Below are 23,693 nucleotides of genomic sequence, written 5' to 3'. Positions count from 1 at the left end.
GCGATCATGATGCGCATCCTGCTGCTTTCGCATTCCTTCAACAGCCTGACGCAGCGTCTGCATGTCGAGCTGCGCGAGCGCGGCCATGAGGTCTCGGTCGAGCTCGATATCCACCCCGACGTCACGCGCGAAAGCGTGGCGCTGTACCGGCCGGACCTCGTGATCGCGCCGTTCCTCAAACGCGCGATCCCCGAAGATGTCTGGCGCAGCGTGCGCTGCCTGGTGGTGCATCCCGGCCCGCCCGGCGACCGCGGCCCGGCGGCGCTCGACTGGGCCATTCTCGAAGGCGCGACCGAATGGGGCGTCACCGTGCTGCAGGCGGATGGCGAGTTCGACGCCGGTCCGGTCTGGGCTTCCCGCACGTTCCCGATGCGGCGCGCGGCAAAGTCCAGCATCTACCGCAACGAGGTCACCTCATGCGCGGTCGAAGCGGTGCTGGAAGCGATCGCGGCGATCGAAGCGGGACGGCCGACGCCGCAGCCGATGCGCGAGGGCGACGCGCGCATTCGCGTGCGCGGGCCCTGCCGCCAGTCGGACCGGGCCATCGACTGGCAGCACGACACGACCGAGACCGTGCTGCGCAAGATCAACAGCGCCGACGGCATGCCGGGCCTCCTCGACAGCCTGTTCTTCCAGGACGTGCGGCTGTTCGACGTCCATGAAGCGCGCGATATCTCCGGCGTTCCCGGCACGATCGTGGCGCAATGCGACGGTGCGTTGGCGCGTGCAACGGTCGACGGTGCAGTCTGGATCGGCCATGTGCGGCAGCTTGCACCGAAGAGCCTGAAGCGATCTGCGGCAAAGATCTTCGCCGAGCAAGCAGCCAGCCTGCCGCGGCGGCCGGGTTGCGGCTATGCTCCGTTGCAGTATCGCGAGCATGGCGAGGTCGGCGAGTTGCGGTTCTCGGTCTACAACGGCGCCATGACGACCGGCGACTGCGAAGCGCTGCTGGATGCCTACCGGGCCGCGCTGGCGCGCCCGACAAAAGTGCTGCTTCTGACCGGCGGTTTCGACTACTGGTCGAACGGCATTCATCTGGCCGAGATCGAGGCCGCCGACAGCGCCGCCGATGAATCCTGGCGCAACATCAACGCCATCGACGATCTTGCGCGCGCCATCATCGAGACGACGGACCGGCTGGTGGTATCGGTCATCCGCGGCAATGCGGGCGCAGGGGGCGTGTTCCTGAGCCTGGCCGCCGACGAGGTCTGGGCCGGCGATCAGGTCGTGCTCAATCCGCACTACAAGGACATGGGCAATCTGTTCGGCTCCGAATACTGGACCTATCTGTTGCCGCGCCGCGCGGGCGCCGACAACGCGACCCGGATCACGCAGTGCCGGTTGCCGATGGGCGTCGCGGAGGCCAAGCGCCTCGGGATCGTTGATCGTGTCCTCGCAAGGAACGAGCTTGCGCGCGAAAATCTCGTGAGACTCGCTGCCGCCATGGGTTCGGATCAAGGCTTGGCAGCCCGGCTCGCTGACAAGAGAAAGCGCCGCGCGGCGGACGAGGCGGAGAAGTCCCTGCAAGCCTATCGCGACGAGGAGCTGCGGCGGATGAGGCTCAATTTCTACGGCTTCGATCCGAGCTACCACGTCGCCCGCTACAATTTCATCCACAAGGTGCCGAAGTCGCGCACGCCGCTGACCATCGCCCATCATCGGTTGCGGCGGACGGCCGAGCGGCAGAGACCCATGGTTGTGCCCTCATGAGCGTTCTGGGAACCATTCTCGTCGTCGATGACGAAGTTCGTTCGCAGGAGGCGCTGCGGCGCGTTCTCAGGGAGGATTTCGAGGTGCTTTGCGCCGGCAATGCGGCCGATGCGGAAAAGCTGCTGGAAGGCGAGATCGTCCACGCCATCCTCTGCGACCAGCGCATGCCGCATGAATCCGGCGTGAGCTTCCTGAAGCGCGTGCGGGAGCTGTGGCCCGATCCGGTGCGGATGATCATCTCGGGCTATTCCGATTCCGAGGATATCATCGCAGGCCTCAACGAGGCCGGCATCTATCAATACATCACAAAGCCCTGGCAGCCGGACCGGCTGGTCGACATCGTCAAGGAGGCGGTGCAGCTCTATCGGCTGCAGAAGGAGACGGAGACGGCCGGCGTCGACGTCAAGGCGACGCCGGGGCACATCAAGAAGGTCGTCTCGGTCAAGCGCGGGGTTGCCAAGCAGCTCTATGATTTCGACCGCATCGTGCATTCGCCGGAAAGTCCGATGCACAAGGTGATCGAGCTCGGCAGACGCGCCGCCGACTACGACATCTCCGTGCTGATCACGGGCGAGTCCGGCACTGGAAAGGAGCTGCTGGCACGCGCCATTCACTACGGTTCGGCGCGCGCCAATAAGGCCTTCGTCGTCGAGAACTGCGGCGCATTGCCAGACGAGCTGCTCGAAAGCGAGCTGTTCGGCTGCAAGAAGGGCGCCTTCACCGGCGCCTATCAGGACAGGATCGGCCTGTTCGAGGTCGCCGACGGCGGAACCATCTTCCTCGACGAGATCGGCGAGACCTCGCCGGCATTCCAGGTCAAGCTGCTGCGTGTCCTCCAGGAGAGCGAGATCCGCCCCCTCGGCGCGCAGCGGGTGCGCAAGGTCGATGTCCGCGTCGTGGCCGCGACCAACCGGGATCTTGAGGCCGAGGTCGAGGCGGGCCGCTTCCGGCGCGATCTCTATTATCGCCTGGCGGCGTTTCCCGTCCACATGCCGGCCTTGCGCGAGCGCCCGATGGACGTCTCGTTGATCGCCGAAGGGGTGCTGTCGTCGGTGAAGGTCTCCTTCAACCGGCCGGGCCTGCGCTTTGCCCCTTCCGCGCTCGAGGCGTTCGTCAAGTACCATTGGCCCGGCAATGTCCGCGAGCTGCAGAACGAGATCCAGCGCATGGCGGTGCTGGCGGACGCGGATGAGTTGCAGGCCCCGCCGCTGCTGGGCAAGCGCAACGGCAAGCCGCCGGCGACCGCGGTCCCCGGCCAGCTGAACGGCTCGGCCACCCTCAAGGACAAGGTGGAAGACCTGGAGAAGGCGCTTATCATCAGCTATCTGGAGCGGTACGAAGGCAATATCAGCCGGGTCGCGAGCGAGCTTGGCCTGTCGCGCGTCGGTCTCAGGAACAAGCTGTCCAGGTATGATTTGAGGAAGAATGCCTGAGGTGACGCACCCTCCTGAAACCAGCGAGACCGAAACGCTGCTCAAGCTGATCAGCAATCGCGGCGCGATGGAGCTCGACCAGGAGCGCGAGGGCGCCTGGATCGAGGTCATCCGCAAGATGGACGAGGTCTATTCCGACCTCCTGCGCTATGAGGTCGACCTCGAGCACAAGAATGCGGAGCTGGAGGAGGCGCAGGCCTTCGTCACCAACGTCATCGAATCCGTCTCCGACATCCTCATCGTCTGCGATGCGAAAGGGCTGGTGCAGCAGGTCAATTCCGCGTTCCAGCACATGCTGGGCTGCAGCGTCGCGGATATCGTCGGCAAGGATATCGCCGATGTCATCGCTGCCCAGGACAAGGCCAAGCTGGTGCCGCTGCTGAAGCCGCGCGGCGCCTCCGATGTCGTCGACGGCGAGCTGCGGTTTTCGCGCGAAGGCGGCAGCTCAGATCTGTTCGCCATCAACGGATCGCCCCGCCACGATCATCGCGGCCGCTTCATCGGCGTGGTGCTGACGGGACGTCCGATCGGTGAGCTGCGCCGCGCCTATGAGGAGCTGCACAAGGCGCATCACGAGCTGCAGCGCGCCCAGCGGCAACTGGTCGAGCAGGAGAAGATGGCAAGCCTCGGCCGTCTCGTTGCCGGTGTCGCGCACGAGCTGAACAATCCCATCAGCTTCGTCTATGGCAACGTCCACACCCTGATGCGCTATCGGACCGCGATCGTCGCCTATCTCGATGCGGTCCACGGCGAGGCCAAGGGGGATGAACTCTCGGCTCAACGGCGCAGCCTCCGCATCGACGAGATCCTGGAGGATTTCGGTCCGCTGATCGAAGGCACCCTGGAAGGCGCGGTCCGCATCAGCGAGATCGTGAAGAATTTGCGCCGGTTGTCCTTCAGCAAGCTCGGCGAGGTCGAGCGCGTCAACATCGAGCGGCTCATCAACACCGCGGTGCTGTGGGCCGTACGCACCAAGCAGGTGCGCATCGACTTGCAAATGGAGGTCGAGCCGGAGCTCTGGATCTCCGGCAATGAGGGGCAGTTGCACCAGGTGATCGTCAATCTCGTCGAGAATGCGATCGATGCGATGCGCGGCACGGAATCGCCGCGGCTTGTCGTCTCGGCGGTGCGCAAGGGTCACGAGATCCTGTTCCGGATCTCGGACAACGGCCCGGGAATCGACAAGGATCACATCAGCCACATCTTCGAGCCGTTCTTCACGACCAAGCGGGTCGGCGAGGGGACGGGCCTTGGCCTCTGGATCAGCTACGGCATCGTGCGCGAGCACGGCGGCGAGCTGCTCGCGGGGTATGGGCCGGAGGGCGGCGCGACATTTTCATTCGCGTTGCCGTCGGCCTAAAGCATGATCCGGAAAAGTGCGTAGCGGTTTTCCGAAAGGATCATGCGCAAACAACAACCTGAAGCACGATGACGATTCATCCTGATCGCATCGCGCCTTAGGCGGCTGCCACTGATCCCGCTGCCTCGTCGTGAGCGCCGTCGGCCAAGATGAAAATTGGTCGCACCGTTGCCTCCTCGATTTGCAGGAGGCGAATGTCACGCGCGACTGCTACCTGAACGATCGGCCGAATTCGGAGATGGAAACGCCGCGCTGGCTCAACGGCGGCGCGCAATGCGCCGCGCGCGGTGGTCTGCGGCACGCCGCGACCAGGCCGGGAAGATCTTTAGTCGATGAAGACAGGAGACAGGCATGCAGAACGTCGTCCAGATATTGTCGCTGATCCTTACGGTCGTCACGTTCGGCACGGGCGCGACGAAGTCCGTGATGCCAAAGGACATCGTCGCCAACGGGACGGTGGTTGCGAGCTTGCTGGCCGAGGGAGCGCAGACCTACGATTGCAAGGCCGGCAGTGACGGCAAGTTGATCTGGACATTCCGGGAGCCGATCGCGACGTTGATTTCCGAGGGCAAGACTGTCGGTCGCCACTACGCCGGTCCGATCTGGGAGAATGTCGACGGCAGCGCGATCACCGGCAAGGTCGTCGCGAGCGCGCCCGGCGCGACGCCGAACGACATTGCCTGGCTCAAGCTCAGCGTCGTCAGCACGCGCGGCGAGGGCCTGTTCTCGAAGGTGACGACCGTGCAGCGGATCGAGACCCATGGCGGTGCGGTGCAAGGCTCCTGCGAGGCGACGGGCACCTCTCTCGTTGCCCCATACGTCGCCACCTACGTCTTCGTGCGCGAGGGGAACTGAACCCGACGGCACGGGAATGGAATAGCTGCGGGCCGTCGTCTCCTAGGTTTGACGGAGGCGGCCTCATTCCAGCGGTGGTAATTGCGAAGGTCGACGCGTTGGCGGCATGGGAGCTCCATCGTCCCACTCCGACCGGGGCCGTCGCGCCATCTGGAACTTGCCATGACGAAGATACTGGTCATGCCGGGAGCGGGTAACCGACCGCCTTGTAACGGAAATTGCCGCGGCACTGACGACCTGCCGAACAGCCGCATCCTCCGAACGGAGGATGGCTGAAGTTCCCTTCTCAACGAGTGTGTGAACACGCGATATGCCCGGAGGGGAGCGGATGATGATAATGTCGGAGTGCTGCGGAGCATGCAGCTGTCGTCTTCGTTTCCAGATTCGGGCTGCCAATGAATTATAGGCCAAATCTGCAATCGGTTCCGACATTGTCCGCGCCGGACAATTTCGGTGTTCAGCGAGAGCTGAGCGATCTGATCGGCGTCGTCTATGATGCCGCCGTGGATCCCCCGCGCTGGAATGAGGCCATCGCGAAAGCCACCCAATTTGTCGGTGGCACCGGTGGAGGACTTTTCTGCAAGGACGTCGGCGTCCAGCATGCATCCATCTCTCATGGTCATGGATTTCAGAGGCCGCTGCCGGTCGCGCTGTTTGGAGAGATCTATCCGGCGGCTGCGGCGCACTTTCAGGGAGACATCGAAGAGCCGATCGCGACCGCAGATCTGATGCCGCTGAAGCAACTGACCCGGACCGAGTTCTATCGTCAGTGGGCCAAGCCTCAAGGCCTGATCGATTTCCTGAGCGTGGTCGTCGACAGGACGACCATCAGCGCCGCGATATTCGGCGTTTTTCGCCACCAGACGAACGGCGTCTTCGACGATCAAGCGCGCCGCAAAATGAGGTTGATCGCTCCGCATATCCGGCGTGCCGTATTGATCGGCAAGATGTTCGAGTTCAAGGCGGCGGAAGTCGCCACGTTCGTCGATACGCTCGACGGGCTCAGTGCGGGCATGTATCTCGTCGATGTGAACGGACGTCTCATTCACGCAAATGCCGCCGGCAACGCCATCCTCTCTGCATGCGATATCCTGAGCTCCGTCGGTGGCCGCTTGGTCGCCCGCGATGCGCGGGTCGACAGAGCCTTGCGGGAGGTCTTCGCAAGCGCCGGGCAGGGGGACGCCGCGCTTGGCACCAGGGGGATTGCCGTGCCGCTGGCCGGAAACGACGGTGAACGCTATGTCGGCCATGCGCTACCCCTGAGCTCAGGTGCGCGCCGCCGCGCCGGCGTGGTCAATACCGCCGCTGCTGCATTGTTCGTTCGCAAGGCAACGCTCGTCGTGCCGTCGGCATCTCAGGCCATTGGCGACGCATTCAAGCTGACGCCGACCGAGCTTCGCGTATTGCTCGCGATCGTCGAGGTCGGAAACATTCCCGAGATCGCCGATGCATTCGGTGTTGCCGACACGACGATCAGGACCCATGTCAGCCATCTGTTCGAGAAGACAGGTGCGGTGCGCCAGGCCGATCTGATCAAGCTGGTCGCGGGATATGCGACGCCGCTGGCGGATTGAGCGCAGGCGGAGCGCCCGAACCGGGCAAGCGCCGGATCCGGACGCCCGGTTTCTCCTCCATTCCCAGGACGACAGATCTCGCCCGCCTGCTTAGGGTTGCTGGCGATCGGTTGGTGGCGCGGCCGATCGGCATTTGACAATCCGCATTGTCGTCAAACCGCGAAAGCAACAGCCATGAGCAGCGATCTCGTCGTGGGCAAGGCTGCTGCCGGCAAGCCCGAGCAACGCACCGGGATCGCTGGTAGAGGCGTGATCTGCGCATTTGCGGCGATGGGAGTCCTGTCCACCAACATCTTTCTTCCCTCATTGCCGGCAATGGCGGCCGATCTTGGCGTGTCCAGCGCGGCCGTGACATCGAGCATAACCGTATTTCTGGTGGTCTTTGCCGCAGGGCAGCTCATCGTCGGTCCGCTGTCGGACAGGTTCGGGCGGAAGGTCCCGATCGTCGTCGGAATCTGCGTCTTCGTGCTCGGGACCGCGGGGTGCGCCTTCGCGGGAGAGTTCCTGACCTTGCTGGTGGGCCGATCGGTTCAGGCGGCCGGGGCCTGCGCCGTTGCAGTTCTATCGCGTGCCATCGCCCGGGACTTGTTCGACGGCGAGGCACTGACCAGGGTGATGGCATCGATTACGATCGCCACCGCAGCGGCACCGGGCTTTTCGCCGCTTCTCGGCGGCGCGATCGACCTTGTTCTCGGCTGGCGCTTCGAGTTTGTGTTTGTCGCGGCCGTCGCTGTCGGCGCAGGGGCGGTGTATGCGGCATTCGTTGGCGAGACGCTGGAAACGGTCAGCCCTCCGCGTCATCCGCTCGAGATTATCCGTGGCTATCTTGGGCTGGTCCAGGACGCGCGCTTCAGCGCGCCCGCGAGGACCGCCGGCCTTCTCATGGCCGGCCTGTACGCCGTCTTGTCGAGCGCGCCACGCGTGCTTCTCGAGGGATTCGGCCTGTCGCCGATCGCTCTCGGCTGGTTGTTTGCGGGCGTCGTCTTCATCGTGTTCGGCGCCGGCTTGCTGGCACCAAGGCTGTCGGCGCGATTTGGCCGCCAGGGTGCGACGTCGGCCGGTCTTGCGCTGGCCGCCGCTGGAGCCGCCGCGCTGCTTGGCACGATGCTGGTCGAAGGGATCGCGCTGGGTTCATTTCTCATGATCGTTGCGGTGTTCCTGTTCGGGGCCGGGATTGCGAGCCCGCTTTCGAGCGCGACGGCGCTGGCGCCGTTCGGCGACAAGGCTGGCCAGGCGGCCGCGCTGTTCGGCTGCTCGCAAATGGCGGGCGCAGCCTGTGGTGCCGCGCTCGCGGCGATCCTCTCCAGCGATCCGGTCCGGGGACTTACGATCGTTCTCGCGGCGACGTCTCTGGTCGCACTGGTGTTGCATGTCGCTCGGGGGCGTCGCGGCGCGTGATCATGCGTCGGATGTTGGACGTAGTTGCCTTTGCGCAGGAGATTGCAAGATCCTGACGCTGCGTCTGCGGCCAGTTGTGCCCCTGGCTTGCAGGCCACCTCCATGCTCCCTGCATCGAAGGGGCCGATTGTCACGACGAATTGCGCCGTGAGAGATTCGGCCATCGGCAGCACGCCAGGATTGGACTGTGAGCCCGGCCAGTTCGCGCCGTGAGCCTGTCTCGCCTGCGCACACGAATGTCGTTTCGACGGGTGACCGCAGCCGTCAATTTGTACCGAAAGCGCCGAAGTTTGCGCTTCCACAAAGAGCCATGGATGGAAATAGTTCGATTGTTGAGCGTCGGGTGTTCCGTCGCGCTGGTCGTATCTCTTGATCGAGCGCCGGCGAGACGGCCCCTCGTTGGAATTGATCCAGCTCAAAATATGTCGCGATGGATGATCAATAGTCACGCAACAGGATCAAACATCAGGGATGAGACGATGATGGCGCCCACTCCGGTTGATCTTGAGATCGCCGCGGAGATACCGGTCTTCAGTGGGCTCGAGCCGCAAGCGCTTGCCGTCTTGCTGGGGCCAGCCAGCATTCTCAATCTCCGTCCGGGTCATACGCTGTTTCGTCAGGGCGAGCCGGCCCAGGCATTCTTCGTTGTCATGGATGGCTGGATCAAGCTGTACCGGGTCACGCCTGCTGGCGACGAGGCCGTGCTCAACGTGCTCACCAGGGGCGAGAGCTTGGCCGAGGCGGTTACGTTCACGTCCGACCGCTATCCCGCTACCGCGAGCGCGGTAACTTCGGCCCGGGTGATGGTCATTCCGGCCGACCACGTCATCGCTTGCATTCGCCAGATGCCCGACGTCGCAATCGCGATGATCGCCTCGACGTCGCAACATCTGCATCGAATGGTCCAGCAGATCGAGCAATTGATGGCGCAGAGCGCTACGCAGCGCGTGGCCGAGTTTCTCGCTTCGCTAGCCCCCCGCACCAAGGGGCCATGCACGATCACGCTGCCATACGACAAATCGCTGATCGCCGGCAGGCTCGGCCTGAAGCCAGAGTCGCTTTCCCGAGTGTTCGCCAAGCTGCGTGCGGTGGGCGTCGATGTGCGCGCCTCGAACGTGGTGGTGCGCGACATGGCGCAGCTCTGCAAGCTCGTGGCCTGCGACCGGATCAGCGCGCGCTGCCCCGTGAAGCCCAGAATGATGTGCTCCGAGCCGCCCGCTCCACGCGCGATCCGGCCCGAGGCGAAATCTGTGCCGGCGTGAACCTCATGCGCCGGTCTGCCGTCATTCTTCAAATCCGCGCTGGCGCATCCGAGGCGTAGCCGGACCAATTCCACTCAAACAGGAGACGACGAAATGAGGCGTGTTTTGATCGCAATCGCTGTCGCTGCGGCTTCGAGCAGTGCCGGTTACGCGCAGGACGTGACGGCGGGCGCCACCGCCTTCAAGAAGTGCGCCAGCTGTCACGACGTCGGCGCGACCGCGAAGAACAAGGTCGGCCCGGTGCTCAATGGTCTCGACGGCCGCAAATCGGGATCGGTTGCCGGCTACAATTATTCGGACGCGAACAAGAATTCCGGCATCACCTGGGATGAGGCGAGTTTCCTCGACTATATCAAGGATCCCAAGGCCAAGGTGCCCAACACCAAGATGGCATTCGCCGGCATCAAGAACGAGGCCGAGGCCAAGAATCTCTGGGCCTATCTCAAGCAATACGACGGCGACGGCAAGACCAAGTAGAGGTCGAACCGGCCGTCTGCCCGGCGCGCATCGTCGCTCAGCCGACGATGCCGTCGCGCGGGTCGGCCGACCGGTATGAGCGGCGTCCGGCCAGATCGGTTGCCCATATCGCGGTGCCGCTCAGCCGTGGCAGCAATTCCTGGATCTCGTTCGCGGAGGCGATGGAGAGCGCCGTCGACAGCGCGTCGGCCACGGCCGCCGAGCGATGGTGCACGGTAATGGTGCGCCAATGAGCTGCGCTGCGGCCGCTGCGTGGATCGAACAAATGGTGCGCCGCGCCGTCGGCACCGAGCACGCAGCCCGAGCCCTCGGACGTGGCGAGCGCTCCGTTCGCCAAGCGTAACGGATCGGCGCCGCTGCGCGCGATCAGCCATGGCGATCCGTCGCGGCGCGGGCCAGCCGCCCGCTGCTCACCGAGGTCGACCAGGATGTTCGTGAACCCCTTCGCCGCCAGCATCTCCGCCACGCGGTCGGTGACGTAACCTTGGCCGAGACCATTGAGCGTCAGGCGTTGGTTGTCGCCCAGATGAATTGAGTTCGGTCCGATCCGGACGCTCCGCCAGTCCACGGCCCGCCTTGCTTCGGCAATGACGGCTTCCGGCGGCAGGCCGGTGCGGCCTTTGTCCGCGAACCAATCGACATGGGCTTCCCACAGCGCCTGCACGGTCGGGTCGAACAGGCCGTTCGTGAGGTCTGCGATCTCTAGCGCCAGCGCCACGGCGCGCCTGAGATCGCCGCCCGGCTCGACGAGGGCGCCGTCGCGATTGAGCCGGCGCAGCTCCGATCCGGATTGAAACAGGCTCAACGCGTTTTCCAGGCGATCGATCTCCGCCTCGACCAACGCGGCAATCCCTCTTGCGCTGCCCGGCTCGATGTCGCTGAACAGGATCCGCGCGTCCGCACCCATCGCCGTGCCGCGCCATTCGAAATCGGCCCTGGCTGGACGGGCGGGACCCGCGATGGCGACCGCAGCGGCCGACGCGAGGATCGTGATGGCGCGGCGTCGTGTCGGATGATCAGGGAGCATCGTGTCTCCTCACGACGGCTGGGAAGGGGCTTGCGGCAACGGCTTGCGCCGCTGTGCGCGCTTCTTCAGGTGCAGGCAGACGTCCTGGTCGAAATAATTGGCCTGGCACTTCAGGCAATAGATGCATTCGTTGGGGTTGATCTGGCCGAGCGGATGGATCGCCTGCACCGTGCAGCGCCGGGCGCAGACGTGACATTCCGCGCCGCATTCCCGGTAGCGCTTGAGCCATTCGAACATCCGCATCCGGGCCGGGATCGCGAGCGCCGCGCCGAGCGGGCAGAGGTAGCGGCAGTAGAAGCGCTCGACGAACAGGCCGGCGAGCAGCAGCAATCCGGCGTAGACGCCAAACGGCCATTCCCGCAGGAATTTCATGGTGATCGCCGTCTTGAACGGCTCGACCTCCGCGAGCTGGAAGGCCGTCAGGATCGAGCGCAGCGAGATCGCGAGGATGGCGACGAAGAGGACGTATTTGATCATCCACAGGCGCTCGTGCAGCCCGAATGGAATCTCGATCTGCTGGATGCCGAGCCGGCGCGCGAGCTGATTGGTGAGCTCCTGCAAGGTGCCGAACGGGCAGAGCCAGCCGCAGAACACGCCGCGGCCCCAGAATAGCATGCTGAAGGCGACGAAGCTCCAGAGCAGGAACACCAGGGGATCGAGCAGGAAAAGCTCCCAGCGGAAGCCGGAGAGCAGGGCGTGGATGAAGGTGAGGACGTTGACCACCGAAAGCTGCGCGTTGGCGATGAAGCCGAGGAACACCAGCGTCAGGAGCAGATAACCTGTGCGGAGCCGATAGTAGAACACCCCGTGCGCCGTCACCGTGTCCTGGAAGATCAGGATGGCCGCCAGCACCGTCAGCATCGCGCCGAGCACGCCGATCTCATAGCGTCGCGCCCACCAGATCTCCTGCCACACCGTCTGCACCGGAGCGGGCGCGGCCGTGGTCGATGCCGCAGGCGGCTCGGCCGGCGCGGCGATGAGGTAGCGCTCGGGAATGCGATAGTCGAGCGAGATCACGGCGGGGCCGCTCGCAGCGGCGCCGGCGGCGAGATCGACGTCGAGCCGGAACGGCTTGGTCGAATCGAAACCGCTCGCCCGCGGAATGCGGAACACGGCGATCTCGCGCAACTCCGGCGCGCCGGCGGCGTGCAGCGTTTCGACCGCCGTATGGTCGGCGGGCTTGAGACGCAGGGTTCGCGAGCCCTGGACGATCTCGATCCGGGTGAAGGTCCCGGACTGGCGCCATTCCGTGCCCTTGAACGAATAGAGTCCGGATGCGCCGATCAGAAGCAGATCGTCGTCGGGGCCGATCTTTGCCGTTTCACTTTCGTAAATGCGCTGGCCGAGCAGGCTTTCGCCGATCGGCGGCGGCGTGGCGAGCGCCATCCAGAGGTCGATGAAGGCCTTGTCGGGTTCGCTGTCCCGGGTCCCGAGCAGCTTTGCCGCTTCGCCGCGGCTCACCAGCCGCCTCTGCACCGCGCCCTCGGCGAGCAGCGAGGACCAGGACGACCGGCGCAGGGTCTCGCGGTCGAGCCGCACGGCCCGCTCGGGCACATTGGTCCGGCTGCGCAGCACGGCGCGTGCCGAGCGCACGATTGCGTCGCGGATCACGGTACTCGTGATGGTCGCGCCGGCGACGGCGTGCGGTCCACGCGCGGGCTCACCGGCGGATTTGAGCGTGGCGCTGCCGCGCACGTCGAAGCCGCGGAAATTGGCGACATAGGCGGCGAGCGCATCGCGGGGGATTCCGATCACGAGGATCGGCTCTTCATGCGCGACGATCTCGGCGCCGGCGACGATGCCATCAGCCGTCACCGCCGCGACGATGTCGAGCGGCCGGCCCGCATAGCCGACGGAACCGGAGACATCGAGGCTCGAAAAGGCGTAGCCGAGCACGCGTCCATCGGCAGCCCGCACCACCGCTGCCGGAGGCTTGCCATCGGTACGGTCGATCACGACGGGCTCGGAGAAGAACTTGGCGGCGACGCTGAGGTCGGCTGCGTTTGCGCTGCAAAACATCAAGGACAGCGCCGCCAGTGCGGACAGGGCGTGCCGTGCAGCGGCGGAGATGATTCCAGGCGATCGCATCCGACGGATCAGGCAGCGTTGCGAGGCGGGCGCATTGAGATGGATCAATGTTGCGATTAACCGCGGTCAAGGAGAAATCGTCGGATTGCCTGCATAAACCTCCCATCGGATTCTCACGCTGGAGGAATGTAATGCGAGGCCGAGCTTCTCTGTTTCCAAGCCTGTTTCCAAGGCTGGCTGGCGGCGTTGCCGCTGCGAGCCTAATCCTTTTGAGTGCGACGAGCGCCGGCTATGCGCAGCAGGCTCCGACGCCGAAGCCTGCCGATGTCGAGCAGCACAAGACGACGCCGGGCGGCCAATACCAGCCTAGCCTGGACGTTCTCGGCAAGGGCGCGACCGAGCAGCCCGGCACCAAGCCGGGCGATCCCAACCTGACGAAGGCCGAATTCGACAAGGCCAACCAGATCTATTTCGAACGTTGCGCCGGATGCCATGGCGTGCTGCGCAAGGGCGCGACCGGCAAGCCGCTGACGCCCGATCTCACCAAGAAGCTCGGCTTCGACTATCTGCGTGACTTCATCACCTATGGTTCGCCCGGCGGCATGCCGAACTGGGGCACCTCGGGCCAACTCGAGGCCGCCGACATCGACCTGATGGCCCGCTACCTCCTGAACACGCCGGCGCAGCCGCCGGAGTTCGGCATGAAGGAGATCAAGGACAGCTGGAAGGTCCTGGTTCCGGTCGCGCAGCGGCCGACCAAGAAGATGAACAAGCTCGACATCGACAATCTGTTCTCGGTGACGCTGCGCGATGCCGGCGAGGTCGCGCTGATCGACGGCACCACCAAGAAGATCGAGCACATCCTGAAGTCCGGCTATGCCGTGCACATCTCGCGCATGTCGGCATCGGGACGCTACCTCTACATCATCGGACGCGACTCGAAGCTCAACCTGATCGATCTCTGGATGGATCCGCCGCAGACGGTCGCCGAGCTGAAGATCGGCACCGAGGCGCGCTCGGTCGAAACCTCGAAGTTCAAGGGCTATGAGGACAAGTATGCGATCGCCGGAGCCTACTGGCCGCCGCAATACGTGTTGATGGACGGCGCGACGCTCGAGCCGTTCAAGGTGGTCTCGACCCGCGGCATGACCGAAGACACGCAGGAGTATCACCCCGAGCCGCGCGTTGCCTCCATCGTGGCCTCGCACTTCAAGCCGGAGTTCGTCGTCAACGTCAAGGAGACCGGCCAGGTCCTGCTCGTCAACTATCAGGATCTCAAGAACCTGAAGGTGACGTCGATCGAGGCCGAGCGCTTCCTGCATGACGGCGGCTTCGACAAGACCGGCCGCTACTTCCTGGTCGCCGCGAACGCCCGCCACAAGGTCGCGATCGTCGACACCAAGGAAGACAAGCTGGTCGGCGTCGTCGAAACCGGCGGCCAGACCCCGCATCCCGGACGCGGTGCCAACCTCGAGCATCCGAAGTACGGGCCGGTGTGGGCGACGAGCCATCTCGGCAGCGAGCAGATCTCCTTCATCGGCACCGACCCCGAGAAGCACAAGCAGTTCGCCTGGAAGGTGGTGCAGACGGTGGACGGTCAGGGTGGCGGATCGCTCTTCATCAAGACGCATCCGAAGTCGGAGAACCTCTACGTCGACACGCCCTTGAACACGGATGCCGAGATCTCCTCGTCGATCGCGGTGTTCAAGATCAAGGACCTCGCCAAGGAGAAGCCGACCTACAAGGTGCTGCCGATCGGCCAGTGGTCCGGCATCTCGGAAGGCGCCCGCCGCGTGGTGCAGGGCGAGTACAACAAGGACGGCACCGAGATCTGGTTCTCGGTCTGGAACAACAAGGCGCAGGACTCGGCGATTGTGGTCGTCGACGACAAGACCTTGACCTTGAAGACGGTCATTCGTGACCGGCGACTGGTCACCCCGACCGGCAAGTTCAACGTCTTCAACACGCGTAACGACGTCTACTGACAAATCCGGGGTTGGTGCGGCGAGCGATCGCCGCACCAACCAGCCTTTTCGCGGGTAGTTTCGGCGGAGCGCATCATGGCTGTTGGAAAGGTCTACCTCGTCGGCGCCGGTCCCGGCGATCCCGAGCTGCTCACGCTGAAGGCGGTCCGCGCCATCGGTGAGGCCGACGTCGTCGTCTACGACCGCCTGGTGCCACCAAGCATCCTGGCGACCATTGCGGACGGGGTGCTGCAGATCAATGTCGGCAAGCAGGCGGCCCATCACCCGGTGCCGCAGGAGGAGATCAACCAGATGCTGGTCCGGCTGGCGCGCGCCGGCCGCACGGTCGTCCGGCTCAAGGGCGGCGACCCCTTCATTTTCGGGCGCGGCTCGGAGGAGGCGGCCGAGCTCGAGCTGGCAGGCATTCCCTACGAGGTGGTGCCGGGCATTACCGCGGCACAGGGCTGCGCCGCCGCCGCGCGGATGCCGTTGACGCATCGCGGAATCGCCTCCGGCGTGCGCTACGTGGCGGGCCATCGCAAGGCCGACGAGCCGCTCGACCTCGACTGGAAGAGCCTCGCCGATCCCGACACCACGCTCGTGGTCTATATGGGCCTTGCCAATATCGCCGAGATCGTCCGCAACCTGATCGCGCAGGGGTTGTCGGGAACCACGCCGGTCTTTGCTGTGTGTCAAGGTACGACGGCGCAGGAGAGCCGAATATGTGCGCCTCTGGAGGCGCTTCCGGTCGCTCTGAAAGACGCCTCCTTCAGCGGTCCCGTCCTTTTCATCATCGGAAAGGTCGCGGCGATCGCGATGCAACGGAGCGCGCGGAGCGATGCGGCACATTGCGAGGCAATTTCAGTTGTGGCCTAGCATCGCCCTGGCAGCGGCCGTTGCGATCGGGCCGGCCGCCGCGGGCGAAGCGAATGCCAATGCCGCAACGAATACTGCGAGGCTTGCCAATCTGGTGCGGCAGGACTGCGGCTCCTGCCACGGGCTGACGCTGAAGGGCGGGCTCGGCAAGCCGCTGACGCCGGACCATCTCAGCGCCTGGAGCCGCGAGCAGCTCGTCAGCATCGTGCTGGACGGCGTGCCGGGCACGCCGATGCCGCCCTGGCGCCCGCTGCTGAGCGAAGCCGACGTGCGCTGGATCGTGGAACGTCTGCAGCAGGGAGATCTTCCATGAGAGCAGTGGCGCGATGGTGTCTGGCCCTGTTGCTGCTGATGCCGGTTCTCGCGCGTGCCGACACGCTGCGCGGCACCGGCAACCTCGGCCTCGTGGTGGAGCGCGCGACGGGATCGGTGCTGATCGTCGACACCACCGAACGCAAATCGATCGGCCGCGTCGAGGGGCTCGGCGATCTCTCGCATGCCTCCGCCGTGTTCTCGCCGGACCAGCGCTATGTCTACGTGTTCGGGCGCGACGGCGGCCTCACCAAGGTCGATATGCTCACGAGCACGATCGCCAAGCGCATCGTGCAGGCCGGTAATTCGATCGGCGGCGCCATCTCCGACGATGGCGCGCTGATCGCGGTCTCGAATTACGAGCCGGGCGGGGTGAAGATCTTCGACGCCAGAGCGCTCGACCCCGTCGCCAACGTCCCGGCGGTCGGTGCGAGCGGCAGGCCCTCGAAAACGGTCGGGCTGGTCGATCTGCCCGGACGGCGTTTTGCCTGGGCGCTCTACGATGCCGGCGAGATCTGGATCGCCGATCTCACCCATGTCGAGACCCCCGCCATCACCCGGCTGACCGATGTCGGCAAGCTGCCCTATGACGGCAACGTCACCCCCGACGGCCGCCATTATCTTGCGGGTCTGTTCGGCGAGGACGGCGTCGTCCATGTCGATACCTGGCGCGAGCCGCTGAAGGCCGAGCGCATCCTCAGCGGCTATGGCCGCGGCCAGGAGGCGCTGCCGGTCTACAAGATGCCGCATCTGGAAGGGTGGGGCGCGACGGGCGACAAGCTGCTGCTTCCCGCTGTCGGCCATCACGAATTGATCGCGGTCGATCTTCGCAGTTTTGCCGAGGTCGGGCGCACCGCCACCCACGGCCAGCCGGTCTTCGCCGTGGCGCGGCCCGACGGGCGCCATGTCTGGGTGAATTTCGCGCACCCGTTCAACGACACGGTCGAGATCGTCGACACCGAGACGCTGAAGGTGATCCATCGCCTGACGCCCGGCCCGGCGGTGCTCCACATGGAGTTCACGCCGCGCGGCAACGAGGTCTGGGTCTCGGTCCGCGATGCCGATCGCATCGACGTCTATGACGCCGCCTCTTTTACCAAGAAGGCGGAGATCCCGGCGCAAAAGCCGTCCGGAATCTTCTTCACTGCACGCGCGACGAGGATCGGACAATGACCCCTAGCTCCGTCGAGCTCGCTCTGATCGACCGCTGGCAGCACGATTTTCCGCTGGTGGAGAAGCCGTTCGAGATCGTCGGCCGCTCCGCCGCGCTGGACGAGCAGGCGGCGATCGGCGTCTTCCGCCGCATGCGGGAGCACGACCTGATCTCGCGAGTCGGTGCCGTGGTCCGCCCCAACACGGTGGGCGCGAGCACGCTGGCCGCGATGCAGGTCCCGCCCGATCGGCTCGACCGGGTCGCTGAAATCGTCAGCCGCGAGCCGCTGGTCACGCACAATTACGAGCGCGAGCATGATCTGAACCTGTGGTTCGTGATCGCTGGCACAGATGCCGACGCGATCACCGACACCATTGACAGGATCGAGGCACAGACGGGGCTGCCCGTCGTCGACCTACCGATGGTGCAGGCCTATCATCTCGGCCTTGGCTTTTCGCTGCGCGAGCCGCGCGCGCAGAAGCGCATGGTGCCGGCCGCCGGGGATTATCGTCCCGATCCGCGCGACCAGCGCATCCTCGCGGCGATCGAGAACGGGCTGCCGCTGGTCGAGCATCCCTACCTCGCGGTCGCCGATCAGCTCGCACTCGGCCAGGATGAGGTCATCGCGCGGCTGGAGCATCTGGTCGCTGCCGGCGTGGTGACGCGGTTCGGCTGCGTCGTGCGCCACGAAAAGCTCGGTTTCCGGTCGAATGCGATGGCGGTCTGGAACATCCCGGACCAGGTGATCGGCGATGTCGCCGCGATCTTCGCCCGCCATCCCAGCGTGACGCTGTGCTACCAGCGTCCGCCCCGGCCGCCGGTCTGGCCGTACAACCTGTTCTGCATGGTGCACGCGCGATCGCGCGAGGAGGCCTATGCCGCGATCGACGAGCTGAACCTGCTCGCCGAAACCGGCCTGATGCAGCAGGCCGTGCTGTTCTCGAAGCGCTGCTTCAAGCAGCGCGGCGCGGTGTTCTCGAGGCGTAAGGAGACCAATTGATGCGCTCGCTGGACCCGACTGAAAAGGCGATCATCAACGGCCTGCAAGGTGGCTTTCCCCTGACGCCCCGGCCTTTTCGCGACGCCGGCGCGCAGCTGGGCCTGAGCGAGGGCGAGATGATCGAGGAGATCGGCAGTCTGCTCGCGGGCGGGCAGCTCAGCCGGTTCGGCCCGCTCTGGAACGCGGAAGCGCTCGGCGGCGCCGTCTGCCTCGCCGCCATCGCCGTCCCGCCCGAGCGGTTCGATGAGGTCGCCGAGCTCGTCAACGCACATCCCGAGATCGCGCACAACTACGAGCGCGATCACGCGCTGAACATGTGGTTCGTCGTGTCGACCGATGCCCCTGATCGCATCGCCCAGGTGCTCGCGGAGATCGAGCGTGAGACGGGCCTTCGCGTGCGCGCGATGCCAAAGACGCGCGAGTTCTTCGTCGGTTTTCGCGTGGAGGTCTAGACATGCTCGATGCCATCGATCGCAAGCTGATCGCCGCTACGCAAGCAGGGCTTCCCCTCGTCGCCGAGCCCTATCGCGCGCTGGCCGACAAGCTCGGCCTCGCCGAGACCGAGGTGGTCGATCGCCTCACGCATTTGCTCGGTGATGGCGCGATCCGCCGCATCGGCGCGATCCCCAATCACTACGCGCTCGGCTACACCGCCAACGGCATGTCGGTGTGGGACATCGCGGACGAGGCCGTTGCCGATATCGGCGCCAGGGTCGGCGCGCTCGATTTCGTCACGCATTGCTATGAGCGGCCGCGTCATCTGCCGCTCTGGCCCTACAATCTCTTTGCCATGGTCCATGGCCGGACGCGCGACGAGGTGAGGGCGAAGGTTGCCGAGATTGCCGTGCTGGTCGGTCCGGCCGCGCGGGCCCATGAGGTTCTGTTCTCGACCCGGATCTTGAAGAAGACCGGCCTTCGCATTGCCGCCTGACGGGAGCCGGTCATGTTTCGCCTGAGCCAATACTTACGCGAGCTGAACGAGCCGGCCCCGACCGGGCCAGTTCGGCAGCCGCCGGGACCGGTGGTGATCTGGAACCTGATCCGCCGCTGCAACCTCACCTGCAAGCACTGCTATTCGATCTCCGGCGACGTCGACTTTCCCGGCGAGCTCTCCACCGCGCAAGTGTTCGGCGTGATGGACGACCTCAAGGCGTTTCGCGTGCCGGTGCTGATCCTGTCGGGCGGCGAGCCGCTGATGCGGCGCGACATCTTCGAGATCTCGGCGCGCGCCAAGGCGATGCGGTTCTATGTCGGGCTGTCGTCCAACGGTACCCTGGTCGATGCCGCGATGGCCGACCGCATCCGCGACATCGGCTACGACTATGTCGGCATCTCGCTCGACGGCATCGGCGAGACCCATGATCGTTTCCGCCGCAAGCAGGGCGCCTATGAGGAAGCGCTGAACGGCCTGCGGCTGCTGCGCGACCGCGGCATCAAGGTCGGCGTGCGCTTCACCATGACCGAGGACAACGCGGCGGAGCTGCCGCGCCTGCTCGATCTGGTCGAGCAGGAGAACTTTCCAAAATTCTACCTCTCGCATCTCGTCTATGCCGGCCGCGGCAACAAGAACCGCGGCGACGATGCCATGTGGCAGACGACGCGCGATCGCATGGACATGGTGATCGCGCGTGCCTGGCGCTGGGCGCAGTCGGGCAGCGAGATGGAGATCGTGACCGGGAACAACGACGCCGACGCGGTCTATCTCCTGCACTGGGCCGAGCGAACCGTGCCGGATCGCGCTGGCGATCTGCGCGCAAAACTGGTGCGCTGGGGCGGCAATTCCTCCGGCGTCAACGTTGCCAACATCGACAATCTCGGCAACGTGCACCCGGATACGATGTGGTGGCACCACACGCTCGGCAACGTGAAGACACGTCCGTTCTCAGAGATCTGGCCTGATACCTCGGATCCGATCATGGCGGGCCTGAAGCAGAAGCCGCGCCACGTCTCCGGGCGGTGCGGCGCCTGCGCCCAATTCGACATCTGCAACGGCAACACACGCGTGCGCGCGCAGCGGATCACCGGCGATCCCTGGGCGGAGGATCCCGGCTGCTATCTCAGCGATGCCGAGATCGGCCTTGCGGCACCGAGCGACCGGGTCAAGACCAGCATCTATCGCGGAACACGTCATGAAGCGCCGCTCTCCATTTGATCGCATTCTCGTCGCTCTGGCGCTGCTCGCGCTCGCAGGCACGGCGCGTGCCGAGCCGGATGCGGCGAAGCTGTTCGCGGACAATTGCGCCGAATGCCACGGCGCGGACCGGCTCGGCCGGCTGGGGCCGGCGCTGCTGCCGGAAAATCTCGGCCGCATGATGGGCGCGCGGGCAGCCGCGGTGATCGCCGACGGACGCGCCGCCACCCAGATGCCGGGCTTTTCCAATAAGCTCGCCAAGGACGAGATCGCCGCGCTCGCGGCCTATGTGTCCTCGCCGCTGCCTTCGGTGCCGGCCTGGGGCGCGGCCGAGATCGACGCCAGCCGCGTCGTGCATGCCACGGCACCGGCCCTGGAGCGTCCGCGCTTTCCGGCCGACCCGATGAACCTGTTCGTCGTGGTGGAATCCGGAGACCATCACGCGACGATCCTGGACGGCGACCGCTTCGAGCCGCTGGCGCGCTTCCAGACTCGTTTCGCGCTGCATGGCGGCCCGAAATTCACACCCGACGGCCGCTACGTGTTCTTCATGTCGCGCGACGGCTGGGTCAGCAAATACGATCTCTGGACGCTGACCATGCTGACGGAGGTGCGCGCCGGGATCAATTCGCGCAACATTGCGATCTCGCGGGACGGCAAGCATATCGCGGTGGCCAATTATCTGCCGCGCACGCTGGTGATGCTCTCGGCGGACGACCTGTCGGTCGAGAAGATTTTCGACGTGAAGGACCGCCTGGGCACGTCCTCGCGGGTCTCCGCGGTGTACCAGGCCCCAACTCGGAACAGCTTCATCGCGGCGCTGAAGGACGTTCCGGAGATCTGGGAGATCGCGACCGATCCGAACGCAGGGCCAGTCTATGCCGGCTTCGTGCACAGCCACGAGAAGGGCATGATCGAGGCGCTGCCATCCTCGCAGGGCCTGTTCGCGCTGCGCCGGATCGAGACGCCGGAGCCGCTCGACGACTTCTTTTTCGATCCGCCCTATCGCAACCTGATCGGCTCGGCGCGCGAGGGCAGGGCGATCGTGGTCAATTTGACGGTCGGGCGCGATATCAAGCAGCTCGATCTGCCCGGGCTGCCCCATCTCGGCTCGGGCATCTCCTGGACGTGGAACGGCCGGCTGGTGATGGCGACGCCGCTTCTGAAGGCGGGCAAGATCAGCGTGCTGGATATGCAGGACTGGTCGCAGATCAAGGTGATCGAGACGCCCGGACCCGGCTTCTTCATGCGCAGCCATGAGAACACGCCCTATGCCTGGACCGACAGCATGATGGGCAGCGGCAAGGATACGCTTTCGATCATCGACAAGCGCACGCTGGAAGTGGTCCGCAGCATTACCCCGGAACCGGGCAAGACCGCCGCGCATGTCGAATTCGACAAATACGGGCGCTACGCCCTGGTGTCGATCTGGGAAGACCAGGGCGCGCTGGTGGTCTATGATGCGGCAACCTTTGCCGAAGTGAAGCGTATTCCGATGTCGCGCCCTTCGGGCAAATACAACGTCTGGAACAAGATCACCTTTTCCGATGGCACCAGTCATTGAGAAGCCGGGCTCGGCCCCGTCGATCGCGTTGCTGTTGGCAGCCCATGGCGAGCGGCGGCCGGATGCCGGCAACACGGGAGCGTTCCAGCTTGCACGCGCACTGGTTTCTCGCAGTCTGGTGGCCGAAGTCGCCATCGGCTTCATCTCGGGCACGCCCGGCATCAGGGAAGCCCTGGAGACGCTGACCGCCAGCCGAATTCTGGTCTATCCGCTGTTTGCCTCCAGCGGCTATTTCACGAGGGATCGTCTGGTTCAGCTTCTCGACCAAGCCAGGGGCGATGGCCGCAGCATCGACGTGCTGCCGCCGCTCGGGCTCGATCCGGGCCTGCCCGATCTTTTGTGCGATCAGGCCGTGCGCTGCGCGCGCGACCACGGCTTCGCGCCGGAGGACTGCACATTCGTCCTTCTCGCGCACGGCTCGAAGCGCAATCCGGCCTCGCGCCAGGCAACCGAGCAGGTGGCGCGCGAGATCGAGACACGCGCGGCCTGCCGGAAGGTCGTGGTGGCTTTCCTGGAGGAGCAGCCCTCGCTCGAAGAGGCTGCGGCATCCATTCGCGGGCCCGCGATTGTCCTGGGCCTGTTCTCCGGCGAAGGCCTGCACGGTGCGAAGGATGCGCCGAAGCTGGTTGCACGGCTTGGTCGCCGCGACATCGTGTTCGCGGGCATCATGGGCAGCGGGCCCGGCATCGAGGATCTCGTGGCACGGGCGGTGGTCGCTGTCCTGCAAGACTCGGGAGCGGTGCAGGTGGCCGGGCCACCGAACCAGTCGACGCTTGCGGCGGCGCCGGTATGCTGGGCCGTTTCAGTTGATTGATGGCGCGGCGTTGAAGGGGAGGGGAAAGAGATGACCGAGTACCTTGATGTCGATGTCCGTCCGATCCTGCGCGCGGGTGGTGAGCCCTTCTCGGCCATCATGGCCGCAGTGGAGAGTCTAGAACCGGGACAGGGCATCCGGCTGTACGCGCCGTTCAAGCCCGTGCCCTTGTTCGATGTGATGGCCGGCAAGGGCTTTGCCCATTCCGCGACGGAGCTCGGCGGCGGTGAGTGGCAGGTGCTGTTCACCCCGACCGGGGCGCCTGCCGAAGCTCTCGTGCCGAAAGCGCAGGCCAGCGCCAAATGGCCGGAGTCGAAGCTACGGCTCGACACCAGGGAGCTCGATCCGCCGGAGCCGATGACGAGGATCCTCGCCGCGGCCGAGACGCTGGGTCCCGGAGAAACGCTGACCGCGTTCCTCAGCCGCGAGCCCGTGTTCCTCTTTCCGCAGCTGGAGAAGCGGGGCTACAACTGGCTCGGCGGCTTTCTGCCTGACGGTGTGACGTACGAGCTGACGGTGCGGGCACCGTCGTGAGCGGGATTTCGGGTCCTAGCGCTCCCGTAGCCCGGATGGAGCGGGAGCGTAATCCGGGGCCGCTCGCCCGGCATCTTGCACTGTCCCGGATTGCGCTCCGCTCCATCCGGGCTACGGCACCGCGCCTGTGTCGCCCGCTGTCAACCCGTCCCGTCAAAAATATTCCACTTTACCGAAATTCGGTTTCGGCGTATGTGTCGTCCATCCCGGCTCACCAAGAG

General features: G+C 65.2%; 21 protein-coding genes. 19 read left to right on the top strand and 2 right to left on the bottom strand.

The annotated features are described in order from the left end of the window. The first annotated feature begins 6 nt into the window (after positions 1-6). The 8 genes from AABA84_RS06445 (at position 7) to AABA84_RS06410 (ending at position 10,069) form a co-directional block, all read left to right on the top strand. Positions 7-1,710: a hydrogenase maturation protein gene (locus tag AABA84_RS06445; RefSeq protein WP_338311644.1), complete on the top strand. Its 1,704-nt coding sequence runs from the start codon at positions 7-9 to the stop codon at positions 1,708-1,710. Then, complete coding sequence (locus AABA84_RS06440; protein WP_338311643.1) at positions 1,707-3,143, top strand: sigma-54-dependent transcriptional regulator; 1,437 nt, start codon at positions 1,707-1,709, stop codon at positions 3,141-3,143. The genes AABA84_RS06445 and AABA84_RS06440 overlap by 4 nt, the downstream gene beginning before the upstream one ends. Further along, the gene (locus tag AABA84_RS06435; protein WP_338311642.1) at positions 3,136-4,503 is read left to right on the top strand and encodes a sensor histidine kinase; all 1,368 of its coding nucleotides are present in this window, start codon (positions 3,136-3,138) and stop codon (positions 4,501-4,503) included. The genes AABA84_RS06440 and AABA84_RS06435 overlap by 8 nt, the downstream gene beginning before the upstream one ends. Positions 4,504-4,854: 351 nt before the next feature. Continuing rightward, entirely contained in the window at positions 4,855-5,358 is a 504-nt protein-coding gene (locus AABA84_RS06430; RefSeq protein ID WP_212248665.1) for a DUF3455 domain-containing protein, read from the top strand. A 431-nt stretch (positions 5,359-5,789) separates the two neighbouring features. Beyond that, complete coding sequence (locus AABA84_RS06425; protein ID WP_338311641.1) at positions 5,790-6,932, top strand: helix-turn-helix transcriptional regulator; 1,143 nt, start codon at positions 5,790-5,792, stop codon at positions 6,930-6,932. 174 nt (positions 6,933-7,106) lie between these two features. After that, complete coding sequence (locus AABA84_RS06420) at positions 7,107-8,330, top strand: Bcr/CflA family efflux MFS transporter (protein ID WP_338311640.1); 1,224 nt, start codon at positions 7,107-7,109, stop codon at positions 8,328-8,330. A 479-nt stretch (positions 8,331-8,809) separates the two neighbouring features. Continuing rightward, positions 8,810-9,592, top strand: coding sequence for a Crp/Fnr family transcriptional regulator (locus AABA84_RS06415; protein ID WP_338307383.1), 783 nt, complete (start codon positions 8,810-8,812; stop codon positions 9,590-9,592). A 93-nt stretch (positions 9,593-9,685) separates the two neighbouring features. Then, a complete protein-coding gene (locus AABA84_RS06410; protein WP_212248666.1) occupies positions 9,686-10,069 on the top strand; it encodes a c-type cytochrome in 384 nt (127 codons plus the stop codon). Between the two features lie 37 nt (positions 10,070-10,106). Here AABA84_RS06410 and AABA84_RS06405 read toward each other — a convergent pair whose 3' ends face one another. Both AABA84_RS06405 and AABA84_RS06400 read right to left on the bottom strand, forming a co-directional pair. After that, positions 10,107-10,976: an FAD:protein FMN transferase gene (locus tag AABA84_RS06405; protein ID WP_338311639.1), complete on the bottom strand. Its 870-nt coding sequence runs from the start codon at positions 10,974-10,976 to the stop codon at positions 10,107-10,109. A 129-nt stretch (positions 10,977-11,105) separates the two neighbouring features. Then, complete coding sequence (locus AABA84_RS06400; RefSeq protein ID WP_338311638.1) at positions 11,106-13,184, bottom strand: 4Fe-4S binding protein; 2,079 nt, start codon at positions 13,182-13,184, stop codon at positions 11,106-11,108. A gap of 209 nt (positions 13,185-13,393) precedes the next feature. Between AABA84_RS06400 and AABA84_RS06395 the strand changes: the two genes are divergently transcribed. From AABA84_RS06395 to AABA84_RS06345, 11 genes are all read left to right on the top strand, one after another. After that, entirely contained in the window at positions 13,394-15,109 is a 1,716-nt protein-coding gene (locus tag AABA84_RS06395; RefSeq protein WP_338307380.1) for a nitrite reductase, read from the top strand. 75 nt (positions 15,110-15,184) lie between these two features. Next, a complete protein-coding gene (cobA, locus tag AABA84_RS06390; RefSeq protein WP_338311637.1) occupies positions 15,185-15,964 on the top strand; it encodes a uroporphyrinogen-III C-methyltransferase in 780 nt (259 codons plus the stop codon). Beyond that, positions 15,954-16,277: a c-type cytochrome gene (locus AABA84_RS06385; protein ID WP_246550300.1), complete on the top strand. Its 324-nt coding sequence runs from the start codon at positions 15,954-15,956 to the stop codon at positions 16,275-16,277. Before cobA ends, AABA84_RS06385 begins: the two co-directional genes overlap by 11 nt. Then, the gene (locus AABA84_RS06380; RefSeq protein WP_338311636.1) at positions 16,274-17,449 is read left to right on the top strand and encodes a cytochrome D1 domain-containing protein; all 1,176 of its coding nucleotides are present in this window, start codon (positions 16,274-16,276) and stop codon (positions 17,447-17,449) included. Before AABA84_RS06385 ends, AABA84_RS06380 begins: the two co-directional genes overlap by 4 nt. Then, positions 17,446-18,429: a siroheme decarboxylase subunit beta gene (ahbB, locus tag AABA84_RS06375; RefSeq protein WP_338311635.1), complete on the top strand. Its 984-nt coding sequence runs from the start codon at positions 17,446-17,448 to the stop codon at positions 18,427-18,429. Before AABA84_RS06380 ends, ahbB (AABA84_RS06375) begins: the two co-directional genes overlap by 4 nt. Further along, positions 18,429-18,881 (top strand): Lrp/AsnC family transcriptional regulator, encoded by a 453-nt coding sequence (locus AABA84_RS06370; RefSeq protein WP_338311634.1) that lies wholly within the window; start codon positions 18,429-18,431, stop codon positions 18,879-18,881. Before ahbB (AABA84_RS06375) ends, AABA84_RS06370 begins: the two co-directional genes overlap by 1 nt. A 2-nt stretch (positions 18,882-18,883) precedes the next feature. Beyond that, positions 18,884-19,360 (top strand): siroheme decarboxylase subunit beta, encoded by a 477-nt coding sequence (ahbB, locus tag AABA84_RS06365; protein WP_212248675.1) that lies wholly within the window; start codon positions 18,884-18,886, stop codon positions 19,358-19,360. A 12-nt stretch (positions 19,361-19,372) separates the two neighbouring features. Then, positions 19,373-20,581 carry a heme d1 biosynthesis radical SAM protein NirJ gene (gene nirJ / locus AABA84_RS06360; protein ID WP_338311633.1) on the top strand — a complete coding sequence of 403 codons (1,209 nt, stop codon included), beginning with the start codon at positions 19,373-19,375 and terminating at the stop codon, positions 20,579-20,581. Continuing rightward, positions 20,559-22,124 (top strand): cytochrome D1 domain-containing protein, encoded by a 1,566-nt coding sequence (locus AABA84_RS06355; RefSeq protein WP_338311632.1) that lies wholly within the window; start codon positions 20,559-20,561, stop codon positions 22,122-22,124. Before nirJ ends, AABA84_RS06355 begins: the two co-directional genes overlap by 23 nt. After that, complete coding sequence (locus tag AABA84_RS06350; protein WP_338311631.1) at positions 22,108-22,938, top strand: CbiX/SirB N-terminal domain-containing protein; 831 nt, start codon at positions 22,108-22,110, stop codon at positions 22,936-22,938. Before AABA84_RS06355 ends, AABA84_RS06350 begins: the two co-directional genes overlap by 17 nt. A 30-nt stretch (positions 22,939-22,968) precedes the next feature. Next, positions 22,969-23,472 carry a DUF2249 domain-containing protein gene (locus AABA84_RS06345; protein WP_212248679.1) on the top strand — a complete coding sequence of 168 codons (504 nt, stop codon included), beginning with the start codon at positions 22,969-22,971 and terminating at the stop codon, positions 23,470-23,472. Positions 23,473-23,693 lie beyond the last annotated feature (221 nt).

This window comes from Bradyrhizobium sp. TM239 (genome assembly GCF_036247985.1).
GTDB lineage: Bacteria > Pseudomonadota > Alphaproteobacteria > Rhizobiales > Xanthobacteraceae > Bradyrhizobium > Bradyrhizobium ottawaense.
Note: the sequence above shows the minus strand (reverse complement) of the source record. Positions and strands in the feature narration are given on the sequence as shown.